Origin of the sequence: Mycobacterium sp. (assembly GCF_035506235.1) — a bacterium.
Classification (GTDB): Bacteria; Actinomycetota; Actinomycetes; order Mycobacteriales; family Mycobacteriaceae; genus Mycobacterium.
This window is the reverse complement of the sequence record NZ_DATJPU010000302.1, coordinates 1-11083: the sequence shown is the minus strand read 5'-3', so window position 1 is coordinate 11083 and position 11083 is coordinate 1. Positions and strand designations below refer to the sequence as shown.

The 11083-nt window shown below is 65.9% G+C and carries 9 protein-coding genes and 1 pseudogene; 4 read left to right on the top strand and 6 right to left on the bottom strand.

All coding sequences use genetic code 11. The features are described 5' to 3' along the window. On the top strand, positions 1-2778 hold a 2778-nt coding region (gene uvrA, locus VMD50_RS28330; RefSeq protein WP_325433054.1), incomplete at its 5' end, for an excinuclease ABC subunit UvrA. A gap of 146 nt (positions 2779-2924) precedes the next feature. Here the strand turns inward: uvrA and VMD50_RS28325 are convergent. The 3 genes from VMD50_RS28325 to VMD50_RS28315 are packed head-to-tail and all read right to left on the bottom strand — an operon-like array spanning position 2925 to position 3604. Continuing rightward, positions 2925-3167, bottom strand: a complete 243-nt coding sequence (locus VMD50_RS28325; RefSeq protein ID WP_325433052.1) for a PspA/IM30 family protein — start codon at positions 3165-3167, stop codon at positions 2925-2927. Between the two features lie 9 nt (positions 3168-3176). Continuing rightward, on the bottom strand, positions 3177-3368 hold the full coding sequence (locus tag VMD50_RS28320; protein WP_325433056.1) for a hypothetical protein: 192 nt from the start codon (positions 3366-3368) through the stop codon (positions 3177-3179). Then, entirely contained in the window at positions 3320-3604 is a 285-nt protein-coding gene (locus tag VMD50_RS28315; RefSeq protein ID WP_325433050.1) for a DUF6653 family protein, read from the bottom strand. Before VMD50_RS28315 ends, VMD50_RS28320 begins: the two co-directional genes overlap by 49 nt. Positions 3605-4205: 601 nt before the next feature. On the opposite strand from VMD50_RS28315, the gene VMD50_RS28310 reads away from it, so the two are divergent. Beyond that, positions 4206-4922 carry a hypothetical protein gene (locus VMD50_RS28310; RefSeq protein WP_325433048.1) on the top strand — a complete coding sequence of 239 codons (717 nt, stop codon included), beginning with the start codon at positions 4206-4208 and terminating at the stop codon, positions 4920-4922. A gap of 299 nt (positions 4923-5221) precedes the next feature. After that, positions 5222-5821, top strand: coding sequence for a class I SAM-dependent methyltransferase (locus tag VMD50_RS28305; RefSeq protein ID WP_325433046.1), 600 nt, complete (start codon positions 5222-5224; stop codon positions 5819-5821). A gap of 7 nt (positions 5822-5828) precedes the next feature. On the opposite strand, the gene VMD50_RS28300 is transcribed toward VMD50_RS28305, so the two are convergent. Then, positions 5829-7736, bottom strand: a complete 1908-nt coding sequence (locus tag VMD50_RS28300; RefSeq protein ID WP_325433044.1) for a putative bifunctional diguanylate cyclase/phosphodiesterase — start codon at positions 7734-7736, stop codon at positions 5829-5831. Positions 7737-8124: 388 nt separating this feature from the next. Continuing rightward, a complete protein-coding gene (locus VMD50_RS28295) occupies positions 8125-9507 on the bottom strand; it encodes a cytochrome P450 (RefSeq protein WP_325433042.1) in 1383 nt (460 codons plus the stop codon). A gap of 287 nt (positions 9508-9794) precedes the next feature. Here VMD50_RS28295 and VMD50_RS28290 point away from each other — a divergent pair, with 287 nt between their 5' ends. Further along, positions 9795-10622: an SAM-dependent methyltransferase gene (locus tag VMD50_RS28290; protein WP_325433040.1), complete on the top strand. Its 828-nt coding sequence runs from the start codon at positions 9795-9797 to the stop codon at positions 10620-10622. A gap of 58 nt (positions 10623-10680) precedes the next feature. Here the strand turns inward: VMD50_RS28290 and VMD50_RS28285 are convergent. After that, positions 10681-11083 (bottom strand): annotated as a pseudogene (locus VMD50_RS28285) (Rv1355c family protein); the annotation flags it as partial.

The following is an 11083-nucleotide window of genomic DNA, read 5'->3' as shown; positions in this document are numbered from 1 at the left end:
TTCGACACCATCTTCGCCGAGGGCCAGCGCCGCTACGTCGAGTCGCTGTCGGCCTACGCCCGCCAGTTCCTGGGGCAGATGGACAAGCCCGACGTCGACTTCATCGAGGGTCTGTCCCCGGCGGTGTCCATCGACCAGAAGTCGACCAACCGCAACCCGCGGTCGACCGTCGGGACGATCACCGAGGTCTACGACTACCTGCGGCTGCTCTACGCCCGTGCGGGCACGCCGCACTGCCCGGTGTGCGGCGAGCGGATCGCCCGCCAGACGCCCCAGCAAATCGTCGATCAGGTCCTGGCGATGCCGGAGGGCACCCGCTTCCAGGTGCTCGCCCCGGTGGTGCGCACCCGCAAGGGGGAGTTCGCCGACCTCTTCGAGAAGCTCAACGCCCAGGGCTACAGCCGGGTGCGCGTCGACGGTGTGGTGCATTCGCTGACCGATCCGCCAAAGCTGAAGAAGCAGGAAAAGCACGACATCGAGGTGGTGGTCGATCGCCTCACCGTCAAGGCCAGCGCCAAGCAGCGGCTCACCGACTCGGTGGAGACCGCGCTGAACCTGGCCGACGGCATCGTGGTGCTTGAGTTCGTCGACCATGACCACGACGCCCACAACCGGGAGCAGCGGTTCTCCGAGAAGTTGGCCTGCCCCAACGGGCACGCGCTGGCGGTCGACGACCTGGAACCGCGGTCCTTCTCGTTCAACTCGCCCTACGGCGCCTGCCCCGAGTGCACGGGCCTGGGCATCCGCAAGGAGGTCGACCCCGACCTGGTGGTGCCCGATCCGGAGCGCACGCTGGCCGAGGGCGCGGTGGCGCCGTGGTCGACCGGCCACACCGCGGAGTACTTCACCCGCATGATGGCGGGGCTGGGCGACGAGTTGGGCTTCGACGTCGACACGCCGTGGCGCAAGCTGCCCGCGAAGGCCCGCAAGGCAATCCTCGAGGGATCCGACCACCAGGTGCACGTGCGGTATCGCAACCGGTACGGCCGCACCCGGTCGTACTACGCGGATTTCGAGGGCGTGCTGGCGTTTCTGCAGCGCAAGATGGCGCAGACCGAATCCGAGCAGATGAAGGAGCGCTACGAGGGCTTCATGCGCGACGTGCCCTGCCCGGTGTGCGAGGGCACCCGGCTCAAGCCGGAGATCCTGGCGGTCTCCTTGGCCGCGGGGGGTCGCGGAAAAAAGTCCATCGCCGAGGTGTGCGAGCTGTCGATCTCGGACTGCTCGGACTTTCTGAACGCGCTCACCCTGGGGACGCGCGAGCGGGCGATCGCCGGGCAGGTGCTCAAGGAGATCCACTCGCGGCTGGGCTTTTTGCTCGACGTCGGGCTGGATTACCTGTCGCTGTCGCGCGCGGCGGCCACGCTGTCCGGCGGTGAGGCCCAACGCATCCGGCTGGCCACCCAGATCGGGTCCGGCCTGGTGGGCGTGCTCTACGTGCTCGACGAGCCGTCCATCGGGCTGCACCAGCGCGACAACCGCCGGCTCATCGAAACCCTTACCCGCCTAAGGGATTTGGGCAACACGCTGATCGTTGTCGAGCACGACGAGGACACCATCGAGCATGCCGACTGGATCGTCGACATCGGGCCGAGGGCCGGCGAGCACGGCGGCCAGATCGTGCACAGCGGAACCTACGCCGAGCTGCTGGCCAACGAGGACTCGATCACCGGCGCCTACCTGTCGGGCAAGGAGAGCATCGAGATCCCCGCGATCCGGCGGCCGGTCGACCGGCGCCGGCAACTGACCGTCGTCGGCGCCCGCGAGCACAACCTGCGCGGCATCGACGTGTCGTTCCCGCTTGGCGTGCTCACCTCCGTGACGGGCGTGTCCGGCTCGGGAAAGTCGACGCTGGTCAACGACATCCTGGCCGCGGTGCTGGCCAACCGGCTCAACGGCGCCCGGCAGGTCCCGGGCCGGCACACCCGGGTCACCGGCCTGGACCACCTGGACAAGCTGGTGCGGGTCGACCAATCGCCGATCGGCCGCACCCCGCGGTCCAACCCGGCCACCTACACCGGGGTGTTCGACAAGATCCGCACCCTGTTCGCGGCCACCACCGAGGCCAAAGTCCGGGGGTATCAACCAGGCCGATTCTCGTTCAACGTCAAGGGCGGCCGCTGCGAGGCGTGCACGGGCGACGGCACCATCAAGATCGAGATGAACTTCCTGCCCGACGTGTACGTGCCGTGCGAGGTCTGCCACGGCGCCCGGTACAACCGCGAAACCCTGGAAGTGCACTACAAGGGCAAGACCATCTCCGAAGTTCTGGACATGTCGATCGAGGAGGCGGCGGAGTTCTTCGAGCCGATCACCGGCATCCACCGCTACCTGCGCACCCTCGTCGACGTCGGGCTGGGCTACGTCCGGCTCGGCCAGCCGGCCCCGACGCTGTCCGGCGGCGAGGCGCAGCGGGTCAAGCTGGCCGCCGAACTGCAGAAGCGCTCGACCGGGCGGACGATCTACATCCTCGACGAGCCCACCACCGGGCTGCATTTCGACGACATCCGCAAGCTGCTCAAGGTCATCAACGGCCTGGTGGACAAGGGCAATACGGTCATCGTGATCGAACACAACCTGGACGTGATCAAGACGTCGGACTGGATCGTCGACATGGGCCCGGAGGGTGGCGCCGAGGGCGGCACCGTTGTCGCCGAAGGCGCCCCGGAGGACGTCGCCGCGGTGCCCGAAAGCTACACGGGGAAGTTCCTCGCCGAGGTGGTCGGCCGTGCCCCCGCGCCGCGGCGGGCGACCCGGCGCCGCAAAGTCACGGCCTGAGCCGCGTTCGAGCCCGCGATCAGCCCGACTTGGCAGCGGCCTTCGACAGCGGCGACGGGAAGCGGGGGCTGATGCGCACGCCGTCCAGCCACGAGGTGAGCACGCGGTCGCTCCGGCCCGAAGGTCGCCAGCCGAATGTGCGCACCTCAACGCCCGTCGGAGCGCATCGACTCCCGGATCTGGGCCAACCGCTCGGCCGCCGCGCGCTCGCGCTCTTCGTACTGCTCTTCGACCGAGCGCGTGGTTTCGGCGTCGAGTTCGGCCGCCCCCTGTGCCGTCGCGTACCGGGACTCGATTTTCTCCCTGACGGATTCGAAGGTCGGCACGCCGGCGCCGTCGTACCCGGGGTCGGGTTCCGGGGTGTCGGGAGTCGCTGGCTGGTCGGGCATGCCGTCACGCTACTGCGCCGGCCGATCGATACAGCGCACCATCTGCTCCCAATACACCAGGGTCAGGGCCATCTGCACCGCGGTCGCGATCGTCGCCGGCACCGGACGACGACGCCGGGCGGCGACGACGGCGCTCAGCGCGGCCGCCGATGTCATGGCGCTGACGAGCATGCCGCGTCCCCGGGCCGACGGCTGATCCACAGTTCTTCGCCCAGCATCGCCCGGGTTGACCAGGCGCGTTCGTGCGCAGGCTTGCCGAAGACGAACGGATTGACGACGAACCTCAGCGCGATCCACGCCGCATGGCTCCAGCGCCGCGTCCACACGGGCACGAGGGTCAGCGGTGTGGTCGCCCAGCGTGTCCAGGCACTCCACGGATTGCAGTGCCGCGCAAAGATTGCGCGCCTGACGCGGGCAGCGGTCGAGCCTGGGGTCACCACGTCGAGTCTGCGCCCCCGCCCGGGTTTGGCGAAGTTTCGGCGCCGGCCGCAGAATCGGCTCGGGGCGGTCGTCTAAACGACTCTCCATAATTGCGCCGGCCGAAATTCGTTGCTTTCGGGGCCGCCGGGACAACTCCGCCGATTTTGTAGTCCCCGGAGTCGATCCGCGTGGCCCAAAACCAGCTAACTCCGCGGTACTCGGCACCCGGCGCGCGGCAAAAATTGGAACTAGAAGCAGCCAGTGTCGTGCGGTTAAATCATTTAAATGAGAAGTTGCCTAGGGGCCTCGAACAGGCCTGATGGCCCCGTTCGTACCCGGCCACGCGGACGCGTACCCCCAGGGTTAACCGAAAGGGGCGAGCGCCGCGATCGCCCGGTGGGTCGCGCAGGCAACGCATCTGCACCGTTGCAGGCAAATCTTTATTCAAAAGCCGGGGGAATGTGGACAATGAACTTGACTAAAGCTACCGTGTCGTCGCCACAACCGGAGTTCCAATGTGCAATTGTGGCGGTAATTTACCGCGCTGAGATAACGAAACACTTCGAGAGCGTTAGCGGAAAAGGTCCGATCAGCAGCGATCCGAAATGAGGGGTACCGATGGACGCGGCTCAGCTGGCACCTAGGGTGACCGATGGCCCTGGGTTGGAAGGCAGTTCGGGGTGGCGGGATGAAGCGACGGGATGTTGGGTCACCGCGTCGACGCCGCAGGCCGAGCCCGATCTATGGGAGCAATACCTGGAAGGCGCGCTGCACAGCTATCGCCGGCACGGACTGGAATGGGTACTCGACGTCGACTCGGTTCGGGACGGCGGCGACACGGCGCTGTTCTTTGCCGCGATAGATCCGAAAGGCCGGGTGGTCGGAGGTACGCGCGTCGTGGGGCCTCTGCGGGCGCCCGAGGAATCCCACGCGCTCGAGGAGTGGAACGGCAACCCCGGTGGTGCCGTGCTGCGCCACATGATTGCCAACCGCCTCCCGTTCGGTGTCGTAGAGGTCAAAAGCGCCTGGGCGAATTCCCACCAGTACGGCAGCCGGGCGCTTTCCAGGGTGTTGGCCCGCACCGCGCTACCGACGATGACGCTGATGGGTGTTCAGTTCGTGATGGCCACCGCGGCAGCTCACGTGTTGGAACAGTGGCGATCGTCCGGGGGGGTGGTGGCCTCGCGGATACCGACGGCCGCCTATCCCAATCAGAACTACCGAACCAAAGTCATGTGGTGGGATCGCCGTACCATTGCCACGCATGCCGAACCCGAACAATTCAAGCTCATGTGCGCCGAGGACTCGGTCATCCTTCGTCGTGCGTCGGCTTAGCTGACATCTGGTCGATGATGTGGGACCGGTGCGGGGTCGCCGCGGCTATCTTTCTGGCACTGCGCGGAATTCGACTCGCGTGAGCCGCCGGGTGATCACCCCACCGTGCCGGGGTGGGATAGGCTCGGCAACCCGGTCAGCGGCACCAACGCCGGCGAACCCGGCGATGACAGCGTAATTCGCGCTCTGACGGGCCGGCCGCGGCGCCAATGCCGTAACCGCGAATGCCACTCTCCTTCAACGGTTGCGATTACGGGGTCGGCGGCCGGCTCGTCGCCTCGAATGCCATCATTGCGGCTATGGCGTCTCGACACACCCGCTTTCGGATCTTCTACGGCATCGGCTTCACGCCATGGGAGGGCCATCCGATCGGGCAGGCTCTACGAGACCTTGTCGAGGGAACCTCCGACGCGCCCGGGCTGCCTCCGGGGTCGGCCCTGGATGTCGGATGCGGTACCGGAGACTGTGCGATCTACCTCGCTCAACACGGCTGGCGGGTCACCGGGGTCGACTATGTGGCCAAGCCGCTCGAGAAGGCGCGCGCCAAGGCCGGCGCCGCCGATGTTTCGGTCAACTTTGTGCCCGGCGACGTCACGAAGTTGACTCAAGCCGGGATCGGTACGGGCTTCCAGTTGGTCGTCGACAACGGCTGCATCCATAACATGAGCCCCGCCGATCGCGAAGCCTATGTCCGGGAAGTCACTGCCGTCGCGTCACCCGATGCGCGGCTGTACGTTGCCGCGTTCCGCGCCGGCGGGAGGCTCGGCGTGCCGGGCATCGACCACGCCGAAATGACACGACGATTCACCCCGGGCTGGACGCTGGTGTCCACCGGCGACGAACGGGAGCTCGACGACAAGACCCCGACTTACTACTACCTGTTTCAGCGCCGCCTGTAAGCGCTGATCACCGGCCCCGCTTCCCGCGGATCCGAATCGCCTTCTCTCCGGCGCGGCCTTGATCGGGTGGAGCAGACGGCGCGTGGGAGAAGTCCATCGGTATGGCCCGTTGGGCCAGCAGCGCCTCCATTGCCGCGCTGTCCAGCGGGCGGGACAACAGAAAGCCTTGCGCCCGATAGCAACCCAAATCGAGCAGTGCCTTGGCCGCAGCCACGGTTTCGACGCCTTCCGCGACGGCCTTCAGCCCGAAGGCGTCCGCCAGGGCCATCGTGGAGCGCACGATCGCCATATCGCCGGCATTGGTGTCGAGGCTGTGGACAAACCCCTTGTCGATTTTGAGCGTGTCGACGGGGAGAGACTTCAGATACGTCAGCACACTGTAGCCGGTGCCGAAGTCGTCGATGGCGATCTGTACTCCGATGTCCTTCAATCTGAAGAGTGTTTTGCGTGTGGCGTCGATGTCTTGGACCACCACGCTTTCGGTGATCTCCAGGCATACCGTGTCGGGGTCGAGGCCGAACTCGTCGAGTGTTGTCGCCACCGTGTCGACGATGCCGTCGGTGACGAGCTGCACGGGCGATACATTGATACGCAGCACGGCACCGCGCCCAATGTCGCGTGACTGCCACAGCCCGAATTGCGCACACGCCGCACGCATTACGAGACGACCGAGTTTGGCGCCCAGGTTGATCGACTCGACCACCTGGATGAACGAATCCGGCATCAACAGTCCGAGAGTGGGGTGTTGCCAACGAATCAGCGCCTCGGTACCCAGGATCTCACCGGTTCGCATGTCGAACTCCGGAAGATAGTGGAGCACCATGGCGCCGCTACCGCTGTCGATCATCCCTTCCAAATACAATTCGATGTCGTTGCGGATCATGTTGGTTCTCAACATCTCCGGGCTGAAAGTTGCGACCTTGTCGCCGCCGGAACTTTTCGCCGACCGGAGCGCCTGGTCGACCCGGCGCAGCAGGTCCGAGGTGGTGTGCTGCCCCGGTCGACCCGATGCGACGCCGACGCTGACCGTGCGGGTGAGCATCTCGCCCTCGATCACGACCTGCTTGTTGACTCGATCGTGCAGCGACTGAGCGAACAGTTCGGCGGACTCGACGTCCATTGCTGCCGCGGGCACGACGACGAACTCATCACCGCCGAACCGGCCGATCGCCGAGGGAATATCGATGGCCTCGCGCACCAGTTCGGCGAAGGCCTCGATGAACCGGTCGCCGGCGTTTTGACCAAGGTGATCGTTGATGACCTTGAAGCGGTCCAGGGCAAGGAACACAACCGAGACGGGGCCCGGCTGCCCCACGGCCAGCCGCTGGTCCAGATATTCGATCAGCGCCCTGCGGTTGAGGAGGTCGGTGAGGTCATCGTGTTCGGCGAGATAGTGGAGCCGCTCCTCGGCGACGGTGCGGCCCTGCAGCTGAGCGAACAGCGCGGCGATCGCCTGCAGCGCGTTGAGTTCTTCTGGTAGCCATTCACGGTCTCCGAGCTTGCCGAAGGCCAGGGTGCCAGTGGTGACGTCGCCGGACAGCAGCGGAACGGCTGCCAGGGAGACGGCGGGAGCCCCGGTGCCCTGTTCGATATGGTGCTGGTAGTCGGCGTTCTGCGGCTGGGGGCGCACGACCTCGGGCACCTTGAGGTGCTCCGTCTGCGCGAAGACGGAATCGGCGTCATCGAAATACACCACACCGATCGGGTCCGGGTCGGCGTTGCGTGGCGGAAATTCGGCGATGAGGACCGTCGCGCGGATGGTGTGATCGTTGTGGCGCAGGAAGCTGAAGTCCACACCCAGGTCGCGAACCAGGTTGCCGAGCACGCGTTCGCTGATCGCAGCAGAGTCAGCCGCGGTGGCCGCCATCAACTCGGCGGCAGCAGCGGTGACCAGGTAGTCCAGCGTGCCCGACATCAACACTTACCGTAGCGGTAACTGCTGCGCGAGGTCGGCATTGCATAGCGCGTCTAGCAATGATTCGCCCAACTCGGCACCCGAGCCCGATCCAAGCCGCGGCGACCAGGTCCCGATGCCGCTGGCCCCGCGGCGAACCGCAATACCAGCACCACGGATTCGTCGGCAGTTGTGCCGGCCAGGTTTCGAACGCCGCGCTGCGTTCCTATTAGCTGATCGGTGAACCGGTGACGGTGATCCGGCCACGGCAGCACTCACCAGCCCCGGTCGGGGTGTCCGAGCGCGCTGCCGGCGTTCCGTTTGCGCCAGGTAGACCATGACATTCGGGCGGCGCAGAATGTCGAGCCCGCGGCACGACCCGGAAAACCTTCGAAGAACTTGGTTCTTATCACCGTCTTTGGGTTCGACGCGGTCGAACGCGGGCATGGATGGGGCCACCGGCAATCATGGTGAAATGCAATGCAAGTGGAAATTCGTCATCGAGAGAGCGAAATTCCGCCTTGCGGATGAGCGTCGCCAACGCGAGTGTGACTTCGAGCATGGCAAAATGGTCGCCGATGCACGAGCGCGGTCCGCCACCAAATGGCACGTATTGCCACCGACCGAGAGCCTTGAAATTCTCCGGGCTGAACCGTTCGGGGTCGAATCGAAGTGGATTGTCCCAAAGTTGCGGGTCGCGTTGTACGGCCATTCTCCCGACTATGAGCATGGTGCCTTTCGGCACCAGGTAGCCGCCCACCTCAACGTCGCGGCACGCCATACGTGTCCCGGTCGGCGCTGGGGGGCACAGACGAAGCGATTCCCGTATCACCTGCACCGTATAGCCCAGCCGCGGAATGTCGTCGGACGTCAGCGGCCGGTCCGGCAAGGCTGCCACTTCTGCGGCGACGCGGTCCTGGCAATCCGGGTGGTGTCCCAGCGCCCACAGAGCATACGTCAACGCCGTCGCCGTGGTGTCGTGGCCGGCGAAGAGGAACATGACCAGCTCGTCGCAAATCTCCTCATCAGACAACCCTTTTCCGGTCTCTGGATCCTTGGCGGCGATGAGGGCTCGGACCAGCGGTGCGACTCGTGTCCGATCGGCGCGACAGTCCCGCAAAATCTCCTGCGTCAGGGCGTGAAGTTTGGCGCTTGCCGCTCGCGCGCGCTGACGCGCCGGTGTGGGCAACCAGCGAGGGGCACGCAGCGGGCGCGTCGCGCGCCTGACGGCGTAGGCCAACGCGACCCGCAGTGGCTCGACAACCTCGTCGACCCGCTGTTCCAGGTCGAGCCCGAGCACCGATCGGCCAAGCGCCCGCAACGTGATCGTGCGGCATTCGGCGTCCAAATCGATTACGGCGTCCTCACGCCACCCTTCGCTCACCGAATGCGCCGCCTGCTCCATGTGGCCGCCGAACTCGCTCACACGCTGTTTGGTGAACACCGGCTGGAGGGTGCGCCGGCGCGATTTCCACGGCTCGAAGGGGAGATCAGTGAGGCTGGCGCCGATGACGCGGCGCACCTGGTCGAAGACCGGGGTGGTCTTGTCCACGGAATCGTCCTTGGTACTGAGGATGTCGCGAATGGCATCCGGCGACGTCGCCAGCACCATCGGAGGCATCAGCCATCGCGGCCCCAACCTGAAAAAGGTCACCCGCCCGCCGGCATCCCGCAGCCTCTCCGTCCCCGTGCTGAATTCCCGCACCGCCGCGAGGCGCTGACGAAAAGGCATCGGGTTCACCGGCGGCAGGGGCAAGGACTTGAGTCGGTCATTCGTAAGGGCCTGAACCACGCCTACCTCCCGCGGATAACGCCGCCTACGCCGATCCAAAGGACCGCGCAGGCCAAAGCTTACCGATCCCCCCTGACCGGGCAAGCACTTCAGGGTCCATTCCGGGACATCGGAAGTCGGCCCGCGGCCGGATGGAGACCTCCTGAGTCAGGTTGATAATCATGTATGACGGTTTGGCTTGGCACCTGACTACCGCCATAACCTGACTCGAAATCGATGACGCGGAAGTCCACGAGAGGTTGAGGGTGAAGAGAATTCGGCCGCTATGGCGGGTGCCCGGGATCGTTTTGCGCGAGCGGTTCCATCCAGCAGGGCGCGAGCGCATTCCCGAGCCGATGGTGGTGGACGATCCGGAGTCCGTTGCACAGTTTCACACCGGTGGCGCATCCAACCCGGGGATTCGCGCGGTCTACGATTTGTGTGCTCGCGCGCTCGATGCGCTGCTGCCGCCCGGTGGGCACCTGCTGGACCTCGGCGTCGGCTCAGGCCGTGCGCTCAGCGCCGTCCTGCGCCGACGGCCCGAAGTTCGGGCAACCGCCGTCGATCTGGCCCCCAACATGCTGTCCACGGCGCGAGAGCTATTCGATGCTGAAGGCCTGGCCGAACGGGTCGAACTGCTGCGAGCCGACATCACCGCGCTGCCGGAGCAGATTTTGACGCGTCCGTGGGACGCGATCTCCTGCATGTGGACCCTGCATCAGCTACCGGATTTCGACTCCTTGCGCGGCGCCCTCGGCCAGATCGCCGCCATCCAACGCCGCAGCGCGGCAGCAGTATGGATCTCTGATTTTCAGCGCCTCCGGGACCCGACCGCCGGCCCCAACATGCTGGGGATCGTCGACCCCGCCTCGCCGGCTGTCCTGCGCCAAGATGCAATTGCAAGCGAGGCGGCGGCGTTCACCATCGCGGAGCTGTCGAAAGAGCTTGCCGCAGCGGGACTGCAAGGAATGCACCGTGGTCATTCGACACCCTTGCCCTATCTGCAGGCGTATTGGATCTTCGGTGCGCGCGGCAAACCGCACGCGTTGAGCGGCACGCGTGACGCGCAGTTGGACGGTCGGGCCCGCCGCGAGTCGGCGTTGCTGCGCTGGGGATTCACGGCGAAACCGTTCTGAGGTGGCCATCGCCCCGACGGCCCTCGCCGACGCGACATCACCGCGCGGCGGCGTCGGATCAGAGGCGTCGGGAACGGACTCGGCTCAGACTGCGGCGGCTTGGTACCGACGCTGGCGGTGCGGTGGTCAACCGCAGGACCAGCACGATAGATTCCTCGGGATCGGTCGCGGTCAGCCGCACGAAATCGCTTTGCAATCGCTGCAATTCGCCGGCGAAGCCGACCGATAACTCATTGAGATCGGTGGAGTTTCGGGCATGCAGGAAAACCGGTGACAGCGGCCGGACAGCGAGGCCTTCGCGCTGGGCGAGGATCCATACCGCCTCGACGGCTGACCCGCCGATCGCGTAGTCGCTGAGACGCTCCCCGGGCACGGTGATCACCGCCAGCGCGGAGCTGGCGAGGATTTGGTCGCGCATGCCGTCGCCGAGCGCGCTGCCCGCGTTCCATTCCGCGAGGTAA

Coding starts and splice junctions, on each gene's coding strand:
- VMD50_RS28300 (WP_325433044.1), bottom strand. CDS start 7,736: ATGTCGGGCACGCTGGACTACCTGGTCACCGCTGCTGCCGCCGAGTTG.
- VMD50_RS28310 (WP_325433048.1), top strand. CDS start 4,206: ATGGACGCGGCTCAGCTGGCACCTAGGGTGACCGATGGCCCTGGGTTG.
- VMD50_RS28305 (WP_325433046.1), top strand. CDS start 5,222: ATGGCGTCTCGACACACCCGCTTTCGGATCTTCTACGGCATCGGCTTC.
- VMD50_RS28325 (WP_325433052.1), bottom strand. CDS start 3,167: ATGCCCGACCAGCCAGCGACTCCCGACACCCCGGAACCCGACCCCGGG.